The 17,081-nt window shown below is 69.9% G+C and carries 15 protein-coding genes; 9 read left to right on the top strand and 6 right to left on the bottom strand.

Annotation, left to right across the window (positions count from 1 at the left end; genetic code table 11):
• Positions 1-24 precede the first annotated feature (24 nt).
• Positions 25-2,772 carry a pyruvate dehydrogenase (acetyl-transferring), homodimeric type gene (aceE, locus tag SAVERM_RS29905; RefSeq protein WP_010987202.1) on the bottom strand — a complete coding sequence of 916 codons (2,748 nt, stop codon included), beginning with the start codon at positions 2,770-2,772 and terminating at the stop codon, positions 25-27.
• 436 nt (positions 2,773-3,208) lie between these two features.
• Here aceE and SAVERM_RS29910 point away from each other — a divergent pair, with 436 nt between their 5' ends.
• The 6 genes from SAVERM_RS29910 to SAVERM_RS29935 all read left to right on the top strand — a co-directional run bounded on the left by SAVERM_RS29910 (position 3,209) and on the right by SAVERM_RS29935 (position 7,830).
• On the top strand, positions 3,209-3,646 hold the full coding sequence (locus SAVERM_RS29910) for a DUF3052 domain-containing protein (protein WP_037645542.1): 438 nt from the start codon (positions 3,209-3,211) through the stop codon (positions 3,644-3,646).
• Positions 3,647-3,830: 184 nt separating this feature from the next.
• The gene (locus tag SAVERM_RS29915; RefSeq protein ID WP_010987204.1) at positions 3,831-4,289 is read left to right on the top strand and encodes a peroxiredoxin; all 459 of its coding nucleotides are present in this window, start codon (positions 3,831-3,833) and stop codon (positions 4,287-4,289) included.
• 112 nt (positions 4,290-4,401) lie between these two features.
• Positions 4,402-4,977, top strand: a complete 576-nt coding sequence (locus tag SAVERM_RS29920; protein WP_010987205.1) for a TerD family protein — start codon at positions 4,402-4,404, stop codon at positions 4,975-4,977.
• A 128-nt stretch (positions 4,978-5,105) separates the two neighbouring features.
• Positions 5,106-5,681, top strand: a complete 576-nt coding sequence (locus tag SAVERM_RS29925) for a TerD family protein (RefSeq protein WP_010987206.1) — start codon at positions 5,106-5,108, stop codon at positions 5,679-5,681.
• A gap of 105 nt (positions 5,682-5,786) precedes the next feature.
• The gene (locus SAVERM_RS29930) at positions 5,787-6,932 is read left to right on the top strand and encodes a DUF475 domain-containing protein (protein WP_010987207.1); all 1,146 of its coding nucleotides are present in this window, start codon (positions 5,787-5,789) and stop codon (positions 6,930-6,932) included.
• Between the two features lie 163 nt (positions 6,933-7,095).
• Entirely contained in the window at positions 7,096-7,830 is a 735-nt protein-coding gene (locus SAVERM_RS29935; RefSeq protein WP_010987208.1) for a TerD family protein, read from the top strand.
• Between the two features lie 27 nt (positions 7,831-7,857).
• Here SAVERM_RS29935 and SAVERM_RS29940 read toward each other — a convergent pair whose 3' ends face one another.
• Positions 7,858-8,784, bottom strand: a complete 927-nt coding sequence (locus SAVERM_RS29940) for a TerD family protein (protein WP_010987209.1) — start codon at positions 8,782-8,784, stop codon at positions 7,858-7,860.
• A gap of 191 nt (positions 8,785-8,975) precedes the next feature.
• On the opposite strand from SAVERM_RS29940, the gene SAVERM_RS29945 reads away from it, so the two are divergent.
• From SAVERM_RS29945 to SAVERM_RS29955, 3 genes are all read left to right on the top strand, one after another.
• A complete protein-coding gene (locus SAVERM_RS29945; protein ID WP_010987210.1) occupies positions 8,976-10,139 on the top strand; it encodes an HpcH/HpaI aldolase/citrate lyase family protein in 1,164 nt (387 codons plus the stop codon).
• 134 nt (positions 10,140-10,273) lie between these two features.
• Complete coding sequence (locus tag SAVERM_RS29950) at positions 10,274-12,715, top strand: phosphoribosyltransferase (RefSeq protein WP_037645545.1); 2,442 nt, start codon at positions 10,274-10,276, stop codon at positions 12,713-12,715.
• Positions 12,715-13,533, top strand: coding sequence for an HAD family hydrolase (locus SAVERM_RS29955; RefSeq protein ID WP_010987212.1), 819 nt, complete (start codon positions 12,715-12,717; stop codon positions 13,531-13,533). Before SAVERM_RS29950 ends, SAVERM_RS29955 begins: the two co-directional genes overlap by 1 nt.
• 84 nt (positions 13,534-13,617) lie before the next feature.
• Here the strand turns inward: SAVERM_RS29955 and SAVERM_RS40550 are convergent, their stop codons facing one another.
• From SAVERM_RS40550 to SAVERM_RS29970, 4 genes are all read right to left on the bottom strand, one after another.
• Positions 13,618-13,839 carry an FmdB family zinc ribbon protein gene (locus SAVERM_RS40550; RefSeq protein ID WP_037645546.1) on the bottom strand — a complete coding sequence of 74 codons (222 nt, stop codon included), beginning with the start codon at positions 13,837-13,839 and terminating at the stop codon, positions 13,618-13,620.
• A gap of 9 nt (positions 13,840-13,848) precedes the next feature.
• Positions 13,849-14,529 carry a DUF4383 domain-containing protein gene (locus SAVERM_RS29960; protein WP_010987214.1) on the bottom strand — a complete coding sequence of 227 codons (681 nt, stop codon included), beginning with the start codon at positions 14,527-14,529 and terminating at the stop codon, positions 13,849-13,851.
• A gap of 128 nt (positions 14,530-14,657) precedes the next feature.
• Positions 14,658-16,082 carry a hypothetical protein gene (locus SAVERM_RS29965; protein WP_010987215.1) on the bottom strand — a complete coding sequence of 475 codons (1,425 nt, stop codon included), beginning with the start codon at positions 16,080-16,082 and terminating at the stop codon, positions 14,658-14,660.
• 154 nt (positions 16,083-16,236) lie between these two features.
• On the bottom strand, positions 16,237-17,037 hold the full coding sequence (locus SAVERM_RS29970) for a DUF4097 family beta strand repeat-containing protein (RefSeq protein ID WP_010987216.1): 801 nt from the start codon (positions 17,035-17,037) through the stop codon (positions 16,237-16,239).
• Positions 17,038-17,081 lie beyond the last annotated feature (44 nt).

A 17,081-nucleotide genomic window follows, 5' to 3' on the forward strand; every position in this document is an offset into this window, starting at 1 on the left:
TCCACCGGTCCCGGCGCGGAGCGTCTACGCGTCGCCGCCCGCCGCGCCCGGGTCGGCCGCCGCCACGTCGAGCAGCTGGTAGCGGTCGATCGCCTGCTTCAGCACCGACCGGTCGACCTTGCCCTCGCGCGCCAGCTCGGTCAGCACCCCGACCACGATCGACTGCGCGTCGATGTGGAAGAAGCGCCGTGCCGCCCCACGGGTGTCCGCGAAGCCGAAGCCGTCCGCGCCCAGGGACTGGTACGTCCCCGGCACCCACCGCGAGATCTGGTCGGGCACCGACCGCATCCAGTCGGACACCGCCACGAACGGACCCTCGGCGGCGCTCAGCTTCTGCGTCACGTAGGGGACGCGCTGCTCCTCCTCGGGGTGCAGCAGATTGTGCCGCTCCACCTCGACGGCCTCGCGCCGCAGCTCGTTCCAGGAGGTCGCCGACCAGACGTCCGCCTTGACGTTCCACTCCTCGGCGAGGATCCGCTGCGCCTCGACGGCCCACGGGACGGCGACGCCGGACGCGATGATCTGCGCCGGGATCGAGCCCGCCGTGCCTTCGCTGAAGCGGTGGATGCCCTTGAGGATGCCCTCGACGTCCACGTTCTCCGGCTCGGCGGGGTGCTGGATCGGCTCGTTGTAGACGGTGAGGTAGTAGAAGACGTCCTCGCCGTGCGGGTACTCCTCGGACGAGCCGTACATCCGGCGCAGGCCGTCCTGCACGATGTGCGCGATCTCGAAGCCGAACGCGGGGTCGTACGCGACGCAGCCCGGGTTGGTCGAGGCGAGCAGCTGGGAGTGGCCGTCCGCGTGCTGGAGACCCTCACCGGTCAGGGTCGTGCGCCCGGCGGTCGCGCCCAGCACGAAACCGCGCGCCATCTGGTCGGCCATCTGCCAGAACTGGTCGCCGGTGCGCTGGAAACCGAACATCGAGTAGAAGACGTACACCGGGATCAGCGGTTCGCCGTGCGTCGCGTACGCCGAACCCGCGGCGATCAGCGAGGCCGTACAGCCCGCCTCCGAGATGCCGTCGTGCAGCATCTGGCCGGTCGGCGACTCCTTGTACGCGAGCAGCAGGTCGCGGTCCACGGCCTCGTACTGCTGGCCGAGCGGGTTGTAGATCTTCGCGCTCGGGAAGAACGAGTCCATGCCGAAGGTGCGGTACTCATCGGGCGCGATCAGCACGAACCGCTTGCCGATCTCCTTGTCCCGCATGAGGTCCTTGAGCAGCCGTACGAACGCCATGGTCGTGGCGATCGACTGCTGACCGGAGCCCTTCTTCACACCCGCGTACGTCTTGTCGTCCGGCAGGGCCAGCGGCTGCGACCGCACGACGCGCGTCGGGACGTACCCGCCGAGCCCCTTGCGGCGGTCGTGCATGTACTGGAGCTCCTCCGAGTCGCGGCCCGGGTGGTAGTACGGCGGCGGGCCGGACTCCAGCTGCTTGTCGGAGATCGGCAGGTGCAGGCGGTCGCGGAAGCCCTTGAGGTCGGCGACCGTCAGCTTCTTCATCTGGTGCGTGGCGTTGCGGCCCTCGAAGTTCGGGCCGAGGGTCCAGCCCTTGACCGTCTGCGCCAGGATCACCGTCGGCTGGCCCTTGTGCGCCTTGGCCGCCGAGAACGCCGCGAAGATCTTCTTGTGGTCGTGACCGCCGCGCCCCAGGTGCAGGATCTGGTCGTCGGTCATGTGCTCGACCATCGCCCGCAGCCGGTGGTCGTCACCGAAGAAGTGCCGACGGATGTAGTCGCCGGTCTCGGTGGCGTACGTCTGGAACTGGCCGTCCGGCGTGGTGTTCAGCCGGTTGACCAGCACGCCGTCGCGGTCCTGGGCGAGCAGCGGGTCCCAGGTGCGGTCCCAGACCAGCTTGATCACGTTCCAGCCGGCGCCCCGGAACTGCGACTCCAGCTCCTGGATGATCTTGCCGTTGCCGCGCACCGGGCCGTCGAGGCGCTGGAGGTTGCAGTTGACGACGAAGGTCAGGTTGTCGAGGCCCTCGCGCGCCGCGATCGACAGCTGGCCGAGCGACTCCGGCTCGTCCATCTCGCCGTCACCGAGGAACGCCCAGACGTGCGACTTGGAGGTGTCCGCGATGCCGCGCGCCTCCATGTAGCGGTTCATCCGCGCCTGGAAGATCGCGCCGAGCGGGCCGAGGCCCATGGAGACGGTCGGGAACTCCCAGAAGTCCGGCATCAGCCGCGGGTGCGGGTACGAGGACAGCCCGTACGGCGCCTTCGACTTCTCCTGCCGGAAGGCGTCGAGCTGCCGCTCGTCCAGCCGGTCCAGGAGGAACGCGCGGGCGTAGATGCCCGGCGAGGCATGGCCCTGGAAGAAGATCTGGTCGCCGCCGTCGCCCTCGTCCTTGCCGCGGAAGAAGTGGTTGAAGCCCACGTCGTAGAGCGAGGCGGAGGAGGCGAAGGTGGCGATGTGGCCGCCGACCCCGATGCCCGGCCGCTGGGCGCGCGAGACCATGACCGCGGCGTTCCAGCGGGTCGCGTTCAGGATCCTGCGCTCGATCTCCTCGTTGCCGGGGAAGAACGGCTCGTCCTTGGTGGCGATGGTGTTGACGTAGTCCGTGCTGCGCATCTCGGGCACGGCCACGCGCTTCTCGCGGGCTCGCTCGATCAGGCGCAGCATCAGATAGCGGGCCCGCTCCCGGCCCCGCTCGTCGACGGCGGCGTCGAGGGAGTCGAGCCACTCCTGGGTCTCTTCGGGATCGAAGTCAGGAACCTGACTCGGAAGGCCGCCAATGATGATCGGGTTGCGATCGGATCCGGAAGCCACGCTGTTCCTTCACTGTCAGAGGGCTGTCTTCAGGCCGGTTTTCCATGGGCCTGCACCGTTCCCCATCGTGTACCTCGGGAACCCGATCGTCATCTCTACCGAGGGGTAATCGAGACGTCCGTACAGACCGGCGGGTCGGGGCCGACCAAATTGCAACGATACGCTCAGTCCATGGCGCCTCCCGTAAAGTCATTCGACTCTCGCAAGCGTCAATGGTTCCAGAATCCACAAATGGGGCAGAAAGGTGTGGTGTGCGTCACCACCGGCCGTGATTTCATGCCTGGAGTTGCGCCGACACCGCCAGGATCGTCACCGTTTCGGCGGTCTGGACGGCCGGGTACTTGCGCGATCCGCCCCGCCCGTGTGGACTACGGCCAATGCCTCGCGTACGCGCGTGGCTGAAGACATCTACCAAGACATGATCAGGAGGCAACCCGTGAGCGCGACCGCGGACCACGCGGAGGAGCGGACGAACCCTGCCGCAAGGCTGGGGTTCCAGCCCGAGCAGGTGGTCCAGGAGATCGGCTTCGACGACGACGTCGACCAGGAGCTCCGCGAGGCCATTGAAGAAGTCATCGGCAGCGAGCTCGTGGACGAGGAGTACGACGACGTCGCAGATGCCGTGGTGCTGTGGTTCCGCGACGAGGACGGCGACCTGACCGACGCCCTGGTGGACGCCACCACGTACGTCGAAGAGGGCGGCACCATTCTGCTGCTGACGCCGAAGACGGGCCGTGACGGCTACGTCGAGCCGAGCGACATCTCTGAAGCCGCGACGACTGCGGGCCTGTCCCAGACGAAGAGCGTCAGTGTGGGCAAGGACTGGAGCGGCAGCCGGCTGGCGACGCCCAAGGCGGCCAAGTCGAAGCGGTGACGCTCCGCTAGGAGCACTGGGTATCTCGTAACCGGGGGCCTGGGGGCAATGCCCCCAGGCCCCCGTTCGGCCTGAACGGCCTCGTCCCGTCCGCCCGTCCGGGTGTCATCCGTCCGTCTGTGTGCCGTGCTTGCTGCGTAGGGTGGTCTCACCCGAACAGCCTCACGAAGGGACGCAGGAAAAAATGGCGATCCAGGTCGGCGACAAGGCCCCTGACTTCGAGCTCAAGGACAACCACGGCGCCACCGTGCGGCTGTCCGACTTCCGTGGTGAGAAGAACGTGGTGCTGCTCTTCTACCCGTTCGCCTTCACCGGCGTGTGCACCGGCGAGCTGTGCGCGCTGCGCGACGAACTGCCGAAGTTCGTCAACGACGACGTGCAGCTGCTCGCGGTGTCCAACGACTCCATCCACACCCTGCGCGTCTTCGCCGAGCAGGAGGGCCTCGAGTACCCGCTGCTGTCCGACTTCTGGCCGCACGGCAACACCTCGCGCGCCTACGGCGTCTTCGACGAGGACAAGGGGTGCGCCGTGCGCGGCACCTTCATCATCGACAAGGAGGGCGTCGTGCGCTGGACCGTCGTCAACGGTCTGCCGGACGCGCGCGACCTCAACGAGTACGTGAAGGCGCTCGACACCCTGTGATTCATCGGTTCCAGGGCCTGCGTGGCCCGGGAACCCGTCACTAGGATCGATTCGTTGATCCGATACCAACGCATACGGGGCTCCCCGCCCCTGGACACCATTGGGAGGACTAGTGGGAGTCAGCCTCAGCAAGGGCGGCAACGTATCGCTGACCAAGGAGGCGCCCGGCCTGACCGCGGTCATCGTGGGCCTGGGATGGGACGTCCGTACCACCACGGGTACCGACTTCGACCTCGACGCCAGCGCGCTGCTGACGAACGTGGAGGGCAAGGTCGCCAACGACCAGAACTTCGTGTTCTTCAACAACCTCAAGAGCCCCGACGGCTCGGTCGAGCACACCGGCGACAACATCACCGGTGAGGGCGAGGGCGACGACGAGCAGATCAAGGTCGACCTCGCGACGGTCCCGGCCGACGTCGACAAGATCGTCTTCCCGGTGTCGATCTATGACGCCGAGAACCGCCAGCAGTCCTTCGGCCAGGTGCGCAACGCGTTCATCCGCGTGGTGAACCAGGCAGGTGGCGCGGAAATCGCCCGCTACGACCTGAGCGAGGACGCCTCGACGGAGACCGCCATGGTCTTCGGCGAGCTGTACCGCAACGGCCCGGAGTGGAAGTTCCGCGCCATCGGCCAGGGGTACGCCTCGGGCCTGCGCGGCATCGCCCAGGACTTCGGCGTCAACGTCTGACGTCGACGCCTGACGTCACCATCCGAGCCGGGCGGTCTTCGGCTCCTCCGTCCGGCGCCGCACCCTCGTGAGTGCGGCGCCGGACGCGCTTGACCACTGCACGTACGACCTTGGGGAGGACCAGCATCATGGGCGTCACGCTCGCCAAGGGAGGCAATGTCTCCCTGTCCAAGGCCGCGCCGAACCTCACGCAGGTGATGATCGGCCTCGGCTGGGACGCGCGCTCCACCACCGGAGCCCCCTTCGACCTCGACGCCAGCGCGCTGCTGTGCCGTGAGGGCCGGGTGCTGGGCGACGAGTGGTTCGTCTTCTACAACCAGCTCAAGAGCCCGGACGGCTCGGTGGAGCACACCGGCGACAACCTCACGGGTGAGGGCGAGGGCGACGACGAGTCGATCCTGGTCGACCTCTCCACGGTGCCGGCCCAGGTCGACAAGATCGTCTTCCCTGTCTCGATCCACGAGGCGGACAACCGCGGACAGACCTTCGGACAGGTCAGCAACGCGTTCATCCGCGTGGTCAACCAGGCCGACGGCCAGGAGCTGGCCCGCTACGACCTGAGCGAGGACGCCTCGACGGAGACCGCAATGATCTTCGGCGAGGTCTACCGATACGGAGGCGAATGGAAGTTCCGCGCGGTGGGACAGGGGTACGCATCCGGACTGCGGGGCATCGTTCAAGACTTCGGGGTCAGCGTCTCCTAGGCCCGCCTGTGTCCGCCGAAGGGGCAGCCCTCTAGACTTCGGTCAACGTTAGGTAAAGCCGAGTACGGCGCGGGGGAGACCCGTACATACACGATTGGGTAGCCAGTGCTTCTGAAAACCTTCGGCTGGTCGTTTGCGGTCACCGCGCTCGGCTTGGTCGCAGCGGTGATCTACGGGGGGTGGACCGCCTTCGGCATCGTGGCGATCCTGTCTATCCTCGAGATCTCGCTGTCCTTCGACAACGCGGTGGTCAACGCCGGAATCCTGAAGAAGATGAGTGCCTTCTGGCAGAAGATCTTCCTCACGGTCGGTGTGCTGATCGCCGTCTTCGGTATGCGGCTGGTGTTCCCCGTCGTGATCGTGGCGGTGACCGCCAAGAAGAGCCCGATCGAGGCGGTCAACCTCGCGCTCACCGACAAGGACCAGTACCAGCAGCTGGTGACCGACGCCCACCCGGCGATCGCCGCCTTCGGTGGCATGTTCCTGTTGATGATCTTCCTCGACTTCATCTTCGAGGAGCGCGACATCCAGTGGCTGCGCTGGATCGAGCGCCCGCTCGCCAAGCTCGGCAAGGTCGACATGCTGTCGGTCTGCATCGCGCTGGTCGTGCTGCTGGTCTCCTCCATGACGTTCGCGGTCCACGCCCACCAGCACGGCGGCGCGCACGTCGACAAGGCGCAGACGGTGCTGATCTCCGGCATCGCCGGCCTGATCACGTACATGGTCGTCGGCGGACTCTCCGGCTACTTCGAGGACAAACTCGAGGAAGAGGAGGAGCGGGAGCACGAGGAAGAGGAGGAGGCGGCGCGGACCGGCAAGAAGAAGCCGGCCGTCGTCCTCGCCGGCCAGGCCGCGTTCTTCATGTTCCTCTACCTGGAAGTGCTGGACGCCTCCTTCTCCTTCGACGGCGTGATCGGCGCCTTCGCCATCACCAACGACATCGTCCTGATGGCGCTCGGCCTCGGCATCGGCGCCATGTACGTCCGGTCGCTCACGGTCTACCTGGTCCGCCAGGGCACCCTCGACGACTACGTCTACCTGGAGCACGGCGCGCACTACGCCATCGGCGCCCTCGCCGTGATCCTCCTCGTCACCATCCAGTACGAGATCCACGAGGTCATCACCGGTCTCGTCGGCGTCATCCTGATCGCCTGGTCCTTCTGGTCCTCCGTGCGCCGCAACAAGGCCCTTGCGGAAGCCGAGGGAAAAGCGACGGCCTCGGACAAGACTGAGGTCTCGTCCGGGGTGTGACACCTCCTTCTAAAGGCTCGGTTCGCCTCAGGGGCGCCGTCAGGGCGCCGTCACGCGGGTGTGAACCGGGCCGGGGTAAGGGAACGCTCTGAGCGGGGCGGCTGTCGAGGACGAGTCCTCACGGCCGCCCCGCGGCATTCTTGGTTCATATGTGGGGGCGGGCATGAGCTTCTGGGACGACCTGTGGCGTGGGCGCTCGACCGAGTTCGACTCGGGCAGCGCCGCGACCAACGCGATCGAGCTGACAAAGCGCCACCAGCGGGTCTCGCTCACCAAGCAGGGCGCGGCCACCGGCAATCTGCGCATCAACCTGTCCTGGCGGATGCGCACGTCCGACATCGGCGGCCCCGAGCGCGGCAGCCTGCTGCGCCACCCGTTCAGGCTGTTCACCCCCGAGGTCGTCCAGGCGCACACCCAGAGCATGGTCAACGTCGACCTCGACCTCGGCTGCATGTACGAGCTGGCCGACGGCACCAAGGGCGTGGTGCAGCCACTGGGCGGCTTCTTCGGCGAACTCAACGACCCGCCGTACATCAAGCTCAGCGGCGACGACCGCTTCGGCTCGGGGTCGGGCGAGACGATCTTCGTCAACCTCGACCACCGCGACGACATCAAACGGCTGCTGATCTTCGTCTACATCTACGACCAGACGCCGGCGTTCGACCGGACGCACGCGATCGTCACACTCTTCCCGAGCAACGGCCCACGCATCGAGATAGGCCTCGACGAACGCCATCCGCAGGCCCGCTCCTGCGCGGTCGTGCTGATCGAGAACGTCAAGAGCGAACTGACCGTGCGACGCGAGGTGAAGTTCGTGTACGGCTTCCAGGCCGAACTCGACCGCCTCTACGGCTGGGGACTCCAGTGGGGGCGCGGCTACAAGTCGGCCGACCGCTGACCCGCCCCGCTCACCGGCCCGCCCCGCTCACCGGCCGATGAACTGCGGCCCCTGCGGCGGCAGCCGGAAGTCCGGGTCGGGCGCGGCGCCCACCGCCTGCGGGTAGCCGTACGCGGGCGGTACCGCGGCCGCCGTCTGCGGCTGCGGGTAGCCGTAGGCGGGCTGGGTCGTGGGTGCTGCGGCGGCCGGCTGCGGGTAGCCGTACGCCGGCTGCGCGGGCGGCTGCTGCGTGGGCTCCGGCGGATAGCCGTACGTGGACTGCTGAGGCATCGGCGCGGGCTGCTCGGGCGGCAGCGGCACGGAGGCCTCGGGTGCCGCGGACACCGGCCCGGACCAGGCGGAGGGGGCCGCTCCGGCCGTGGCCGCGGGAGCGGATTTTGGGCCCGAGGGTGCGGATCCGGCCGTGGGGTCCGACTCGTCCACCGAGATCCCGAAATCGGTCGCGAGGCCCTGCAAACCGTTCAGGTAGCCCTCGCCGAGCGCCCGGAACTTCCAGCCCTCGCCGCGCCTGTACAGTTCACCGCAGATCAGCGCGGTTTCCTGGCCCGTCTGCGGCTTGATGTCGAAGTACGCCAGCGGTTCGCCGTCCGGGGCGGCGGCGTCGTACAGCAGGACGCGCAGCGACCGGACGCGGTCGAAGGTGACGTCGTCGGCCGAAGCCACCAGGAGAATCTGTCCGACAGCGGACTCGACACCCGTCAGATCGGTCTGGATCGTGTCGGTCAGGGCCTCGGCTTCCCGCTTCTTGCCGAGCAGCCTGACCTGTCCCGAGGGATGACGGGGCTGGTTGTAGAAGACGAAGTCCTCGTCGGATCGCACACGTCCGTCGGGGCCGAGGAGCAGCGCCGAGGCGTCCACCTCCGGGACACCCTGTCCCGGGGTCCAGCGCAGCACCGCCCGTACCGCCGTAGCGTCCAGCGGGATGTTCGACCCCTTCAGCATCGCGTGCGTCATGCGGTCATCCTGCCCTGTCGCTCCTGGTCACGACAACGTGGGGGTCGCGTTTCAATGGCAGCAACCGTTGCGTGAGTGACACGGTCGAGTTACCTGAACTTCATGCCCGGTGGGAACTCATGACATGGATCAGTACGTACTATTACCGGCCACATCTTGTCTGGGCCGTCCAGCCGCCACGGGGGAGTTTTATGCGTCATTTCGGGCACATCGCCCCTGAGGAGCGACAGCGCCTCTTCTACCGGGAGCCGGCCGTCTTCAGCGCCGATTCCCCCGCCCGCGTGCTCGCGGCGGCCCTGGGGGCCACCCTCTACAGCCCGGCGACCCGGCCGCAGCTGGCCGACGACGTCGTCAAGCAGGCCGGCCGCGGGGTGGTCTCCATGGTGTTGTGCCTGGAGGATTCCATCGACGACGCGGACGTCGTGGACGCCGAGGAGAACCTGGTCCGGCAGTTCACCGACCTCGCCGGACGCTCGGACGTACCGCTTCCGCTGCTCTTCGTCCGGGTCAGGACCCCCGAGCAGATCCCGGACCTCGTGCGGCGGCTCGGCCCGGCCGTTCGGGTGCTGTCCGGATTCGTACTGCCGAAGTTCACCGAGGAGCGGGGCGTTCCGTTCCTGGAGGCGCTCACCGCGGCCGAGACCGCGAGCGGGCGGCGCCTGTTCGCCATGCCGGTGCTCGAATCGCCCGATCTGCTGCACCTCGAGTCGCGCCGGGAGACCCTGGCCGGGATCTTCCGCACGGTCGACAAGTTCCGCGAAAGGGTCCTCGCGCTGCGCCTGGGCGTCACCGACTTCTGCTCCTCGTACGGGCTGCGCCGGGCGCCCGACATGACCGCGTACGACGTCCAGATCGTCGCCTCCGTGATCGCCGACGTGGTCAATGTCCTCGGGCGGGCCGACGGCACCGGGTTCACGGTGACCGGCCCGGTCTGGGAGTACTTCCGGCTCCAGGAGCGGATGTTCAAGCCCCAGCTGCGCCGCAGCCCCTTCACCCCGGAGGCCGAGCAGCTGCGCGACACGCTCATCGAGCACGACATGGACGGCCTGCTGCGGGAGATCGCCCTCGACCGGGCCAACGGCCTGCTCGGCAAGACCTGCATCCACCCCTCGCACGTGCTGCCCGTGCACGCGCTCTCCGTCGTCAGCCACGAGGAGTTCAGCGACGCCCAGGACATCCTGCGGCCCGAGCGGGGCGGCGGGGGCGTGCTGCGCTCCGCGTACACGAACAAGATGAACGAGGTGAAGCCGCATCGCGCCTGGGCCGAGCGGACCCTCCAGCGCGCCGAGGTTTTCGGGGTGGCCAACGAGGACATCGGCTTCGTGGAGCTGCTGGCCGCGGGACTGCCCGACTGAACCGAACCGGCCGTACGCCGACAGGGCGCCGTGCCGACGCCACAGATACGCCGTGCGGGCGCCACACAGACGCCGCGCCGACGTCGTGGAGATGCCGTACAGGCGCCGTGCGGCGCCGTACAGACAAGGAATCGATGAACAACGTGGTCTGGTCCGGGACGTGGGTCGCCGAGCGGCTCGGTGTCGAGCTCGTCGGCGACGAGAAGCTGAGCGACCTGCTGGGGCTCGCGCTGCGGCGCAACCCCAAGCGGGCGCATCTGCTCGTCTCGAACGTGCTCGGCAAGCACGTACCGCAGTCGCCGTCCGTGGTGTACGGGTACGGCGTCGCCCTCGGGCGCCGGGTGCGGGAGCTCCTTGGCGCCGACGAGGCCCGTACGGCGGTCGTCCTCGGCTACGCGGAGACGGCCACCGGGCTCGGCCATTCGGTCGCGGACGGGGTGGGCCTCGCGCCCTACCTCCACTCGACCCGCCGCTCCGTCGCCGGCGTCGCGCGGGCGGGCGGCTTCGAGGAGTCCCACTCCCACGCGACCTCCCACCTGCTGCTGCCCGAGGACCCGGCGCTGCTGGCGGGCGACGGCCCGCTGGTCCTGGTCGACGACGAGTTCTCCACCGGCAACACGGTCCTCAACACCATCCGCGACCTGCACGAGCGCTATCCGCGCGGCCGGTACGTCGTCGTCGCCCTCGTGGACATGCGCTCCCCGGCCGACCTCGGGCGCCTGGACGAGTTCGCGCGCGAGATCGGTGCCCGGGTGGACCTGATCACGGCCGCCTCGGGGACGGTGAAGCTGCCCGAGGGCGTGCTGGAGAAGGGGCAGGAGCTGGTCGCCCGGCACGAGAGGGCCGTACCGGCGGAGCCCGCCCCGCGCGACCTCGGGCCGGTCACCCGGGTCGCTCTCGGCTGGCCCCGGGACCTCCCCGACGGCGGCCGGCACGGCTTCACACCCGAGCACCGCGCCCGCCTGGACAGGGCCCTGCCCGCCATGGCGGCGCGGCTCGCCGAGGCGATACCCGGCGAGGCCCGCCGCATACTCGTTCTCGGGTTCGAGGAACTGATGTACGCGCCGCTGCGGCTGGCCCACGAGCTGGAACAGGCCGTCCGCGGCGAGGTGCGGTACTCCACGACCACCCGCTCACCCGTGCTCGCGGTGGACGACCCCGGCTACGCGATACGCAGCCGCATCGTCTTCCCCGCCCACGACCATCCGGACGACGGACCCGGCGAGCGCTACGCGTACAACGTCGCCGGGGCCGGCTTCGACGCCGTCGTCGCCGTCGTCGACTCGGCCGCCGACACCCCCGCGCTGCACGCCCCCGACGGACTGCTGGCCCAGCTCGCCGCGCACACCCCGAGCGTGCTGCTGGCCGTCGTCCCCTCGTACGTTCCCGGACCATCGCACGGACCCGAAAGGCCCCCCATGCTCCCCGAGCCTCTCCGTGGCCCCGCCTTCTCCTCGTACGCGCCGGACGAGGTCGGCTGGCTGCTCCAGGACCTCTCGGATGTGACGCTGGAAGCGCCGACCGAGGAGCGCGAGGAGGCGATCCAGCGCGGCGGCGCCCACTACGCGGAGTCGCTGCCGGTGGAGTACCAGCCGAGCGAGCAGTACCAGGCGCTGTTCCAGGCCGCGCTCGACGACTCGGCCACCCGTATCGCCGAGGCGGTCGGCGCCGTCACGGAGATCGTGCTCGCCGAGCGGTCGCCCCGTCCCGTTCTGGTCTCTCTCGCCCGCGCCGGTACCCCCGTCGGGGTCCTGATGCGCCGCTGGGCCCAGCACCGGCACGGGCTCGACCTGCCGCACTACGCCGTCTCCATCGTCCGCGGCCGCGGCATCGACGCCAACGCGCTGCGCTGGCTGGCCGACCGGCACGACCCGGCCGACGTCGTCTTCGTCGACGGCTGGACCGGCAAGGGCGCGATCACCCGCGAACTCGCCGACGCCATACGGGAGTTCGAGGAATCCGACGGCATCTCGGGCTTCGACCCGGAGATCGCGGTCCTCGCCGACCCGGGCTCCTGCGTACGCACGTACGGCACCCGCGAGGACTTCCTCATCCCCTCCGCCTGCCTCAACTCGACCGTCTCCGGCCTGATTTCGCGCACGGTGCTGCGCGCCGACCTGGTCGGCCCGCACGACTTCCACGGCGCGAAGTTCTACCGCGAACTCGCCGGTGCCGATGTGTCCGTGGACTTCCTCGACGCCGTCTCGGCCCGCTTCGCCGAGGCCGAGGACACGGTCGACGCCCGCGTCAAGGAACTGCTCTCCGCCGACCGCGCCCCGACCTGGGAGGGCTGGGCGGCGGTCGAGCGGATCAGCGAGGAGTACGAGATCCACGACGTGAACCTCGTCAAGCCGGGCGTCGGCGAGACCACGCGCGTACTGCTGCGCCGCGTCCCCTGGAAGATCCTCGCCCGCGCCGGAGCGGGCGCCGACCTCGACCACGTCCGGCTGCTCGCCGAGCAGCGCGGGGTGCCCGTCGAGGAGGTCGCCGAACTCCCGTACACCTGCGTGGGGTTGATCCACCCCAAGTACACGCGGGGCGCCACAGGTGCCGACGGCAAGGCGGTGACGGTCTGATGGCCCGGCCCACGGTGCTCGTCGCCAGCGACCTCGACCGCACGCTGATCTACTCGGCCGCCGCACTCGCGCTGACCATGCCGGACGCGCGGGCGCCCCGGCTGCTCTGCGTCGAGGTGCACGAGAACAAGCCGCTGTCCTACATGACCGAGACCGCGGCCGGGCTGCTCACCGAGCTCGGCGACGCGGCGGTGTTCGTGCCGACCACGACCCGTACCCGTAAGCAGTACCAGCGGATCAACCTGCCGGGCCCCGTCCCGAAGTACGCGATCTGCACCAACGGCGGGCAGTTGCTGGTCGACGGCGTGCCGGACCCGGACTGGCACGATGTGGTCACCGGGCGGCTCGCCGACGAGTGCGCGCCGCTGGACGAGGTGCAGGCCCACCTGGCCGAGACCGCCGACCCGGTGTGGCTGCGCAAGCAGCGCGTCGCCGAGGACCTCTTCGTCTATCTCGTCGTCGAGCGCGAGCTGCTGCCCGAGGCGTGGGTGAAGGAACTCGCGGTGTGGGCGGAGAACCGCGGCTGGACGGTCTCCCTCCAGGGCCGCAAGCTCTACGCCGTGCCGAAGCCGCTGACCAAGAGCGCGGCGATGCGCGAGGTCGCCCGCCGCACCGGCGCCGGACTCACGCTCGCGGCCGGGGACTCCCTGCTGGACGCCGACCTGCTGCTGGCCGCGGACCGCGGCTGGCGGCCGGGGCACGGCGAACTGGCCGACGCGGAGTGGGCTGCGCCGGCGGTCGCGGCTCTGTCGGAGCGGGGTGTGCTGGCGGGGGAGCGGATTCTGCGGGAGTTCTTGCGGGGGGTGCGGGAGGGGTAGGGCGGGTCCTTGTCGACGGCGGTTGGTCAACGACTGTTGGCCAACCGCTGACCGCTGCCTACGCCCGTAGGCCACCCCCGTCGCTCACCCGCAGCAGCCCCCGCCGCAGCAACCGCCACCGCCTCCGCCCGCCCGCGGTGCCGGAGACGGGGCCGGGGCCGAGCCGCCCACCGCGACCGTCGACAGGAGTTTCACCGTGTCGTCGTGGCCGGCCGGGCAGGCCGCGGGGGCGGCGGACTCCGCCATCGGGCGGCTCAGTTCGAACGTGTCGCCGCAGGTCCGGCAGCGGTACTCGTAGCGAGGCATGCGCACAGGTTAACCGGCGTCGCCCGGCGGCCGCAGCGCCCCGGACGCCTTCGCCCGCCGCCGCACCTCGGCCTCCCGCAGCGTCGCCAGCTGCCGCACGTCGTGCGCCCGCCGCAGCGACTCCACCGACGACGTCCGCATCCGCTGCTCCCGCTCCACCTGTTCGGGGTGGCGGGCCCGCCAGTACGGGTTGTCGTGCGGCAGGGCCGAGCCGACCCGCCCGTACATCCCGAAGAACATCAGCAGGACGCCCACCACAAAGCTGAACAGCACGTTCTGGATGTGGAACGCGAGGAAGTTGAAGCCGGTGTCGAGGAGCGCGAGGTTCACGAAGCCGCTGAGGATGAACAGGATGCCGAGCACCATGTTGAGCGTAGACGCGACGTTCCCGCCGATCACCATTCCGACGAACAGCAGCAGCCCGACGCAGATCGACAGCGCGCTCAGTGCGCCGTTGGTGTTCAGGCCCGCGACCGTGTCTCCGTGGGTGTTGAAGAAGCCGATCCGGTTGATCAGGCCGAGGACGCCGAAGGCGAGGAGCACGAGCCCCATCAGCCCCGCGCCGACCCGGTAGAACTTGCTGAGGCCGTGGTCGACCGGCAGATGCTCGTCGAGGTTGATCCTTCTGGTCCGTCGCGACCGTCGCGACCGTTGTGATCCCCGGCGCAGTCCGTGGGTGTGGGTGGCCATGTCCGCCTCCTCTCACCGCAGGGCGGAGGCCGTACGGCACCCCTTCAGGATCCGCCCGCGGTGGCCGCGAAGCCAACACCGGGCGCACGCACGCCGCCCCCTTCACGGACCCTCCTCGCGGACCCCCTTCACGGTCCGCCCGTGCCCCGCTCCTCGCGGATCTGGGACACCACCCGCGCGACCGACTGCCGCACCGCCTCCAGCTCGGTCAGGAAGTGCCAGTAGTCGGGGTGGCGCCCCTCCAGCGTGCCGATGGCGCGGTCGAGCCGGGCGACGGAGTCGTCGAGGGGGCGGGCATGCCGCGGGTCGGGCGTGTTGCGGCCCGCCATGGCCAGCCGCTGCGCGTCGCGGATCGCGAAGCGCGTACGGTCGATCTCCTGCTGCGGGTCCTTCGCGACGGCGTTGAGCCGCCGCAGCCGGTCCCCGGCCGCCGACACCGCCTCGTCCGTGTTGTTCAGCAGTGCCCGCACGGTGGACAGCAGCGAGGTCGCGTCCGGCCAGCGCTGGGCGTCCCGCGCGGCCTGAGCCTCTTTCAGCTTCAGCTCGGCCTGCCGTACGTTCTCCGCGGTGTGTTCCGGCACGTGCTGGAGGTCCTGCCAGCACGCGGCCGAGAACCGGCGCCGCAGCTCGCTCAGCATCGGATCCACCTGCCCGGCGCGCGTGGTCAGCGCCTGGGCGCGGGTCCGCAGGGACACCAGCCGGTGGTCGATCTCGGCGGCCCGCTCCGGCAGCCGCTCCGCCTCCGCGCGTACCGCCTCCGCGTTCCGGGCGACCCGCTCGGCGCGCTCCAGGGTCCCCGGCACACCGTGCTGTCCGGCGCCCTGGTTGAGCTTGGTCAGCTCCGGGGCGAGGGCGGCGAGACGGGCGGCGAGGTCGTCGGCCTTCAGCCCCGACTCCCGTACGGCGTCCAGCGCGTTGCTCGCGGCGAGCAGGGCCTGGCGGGCGCGTTCGACGGCCGGGGCGAGCCGGGCCAGCTGGGTCTCGGCCTTGCCGAGCAGCGGCCCGAGCCCCTGCTCGAAACGATCCAGCTCCTGCTTGACCCGGCCCAGCTCGTCGCGAGCGGCGGTCAGCTCGGCGCGGGCGCGCGAGGCGGTGGCGGCCTCCAGGTCGACCCGGTCGAGATCGTGTGCGTCGACGGCCTCGATGTACTGGTGGCTGGCCTCGTCGATCCGCCGCCCGAGCGTCTCGAAGTCGGAGACCGCGCGGCGCGCGGCGGGGGAGTCGTCGACGGCGGTGATGGTCTCTATCGAGATGCGCAGGTCACGCTGGGCGGTGTCGAGCTCGTAGAACGCGGCCGCGGCGGCGTCCTTCGCGGCCTGGGCCTCGGCCCGCTGCCCCTCGGCCCGCCCGCCGAACCACCGCCGGGTCCCGCCGCCGGCGAAGGCCGCGGGCAGGGCGAGAGCGGCGACGAGGGGGAGGGCGACGAGGGTGAGCACGTCGCGGACGGCGCCGGACGAGATCCGTCGGGAGCGACCGCCGGGCCCGAGCGGCCCGCCTGGTCGGTGTGCGCGTGGCGCAAACGGCGTGTACGGCTGTGAAGGTGTCGCCGTCACATCCCTCTCCCGTGCTGTCATCCGCCCTACCCGGTGTCATTCTCCCACCGGTTGAGGACGAACACACGGGCCGGTCGGTTCGCGGTCGAGACCGAGACCCGTTGTCCGGCTATCGGGTTGTCCGGCTATCCGGTTGCCCGGTTCGCCGGGGGCCTCAACCTGCCGTCCGTACCGTGACCGCTCCATCCTTCGTGTGTGCGTCGACCACATGGGAGCTGGTCTCGTCCCTGGGCACGGACACATGCACGCTTCCGTCGTCGCTGCCGGTTGTCACGCGGTACGCGGCGTGCGGCAGCGTGATGCTGATCGAGCCGTCCTGGCTCCTGGACTTCACCAGGTCGGGCACCACGCCCAGTTCGAGGTGGATCGAACCGTCCTGGCTGTCGGCCTCCACCCGGTGCGAACCGACGCCGGCCGCGCTGATCGAACCGTCGGCGGTGTGCAGCGTGAGCGGCCCCGTGGAGTCGGTCACCCGCACCGAACCGTCCGACGTACTGACGCGGAGCGCCTCCTTGAAGCCCCGCGCGCGCACGCTCCCGTCGCCGTCCTCGACGGTGACGGCGACCCCGCGCGGCACCTCGATCCGGTGCTTCGCGGCGCAGTCCGCGACCATCCCCGAGCACTTCATCCGCAGCACGAGCCGGTTGCCCTTCATGGTCCACGTCACCCTGGGATCCCTGCCGACCATCACGCTGCCGCGGAACCACCGGGTGACCTCGACCTTGTCGACGTCGGCCGAGACGACTTCGAGCGCCGAGTCGTCGGAGTCGACGGTGAGTGTGCGCCCGGGGAGGGCGAAGGACCGGTGCTCCGGATCCTTGTCCTCCGTCGCGTCGGCCCCACAGGCGGCGGCCGTGGCGACCAGCACGGCGACGACACCGGTGACGGCGAGTGCCCGGGTACGCCGGATACGTGCGGTACCTCGGGCAGGACGGGTGCGCACTGTGCCAGCCATGAAGATCTCCCCCTGAAAACCGGACCGTCCGGTGCGCTACGACC

The sequence above is a fragment of the Streptomyces avermitilis MA-4680 = NBRC 14893 genome, assembly GCF_000009765.2.
In the GTDB taxonomy this organism is placed as follows: Bacteria; Actinomycetota; Actinomycetes; order Streptomycetales; family Streptomycetaceae; genus Streptomyces; species Streptomyces avermitilis.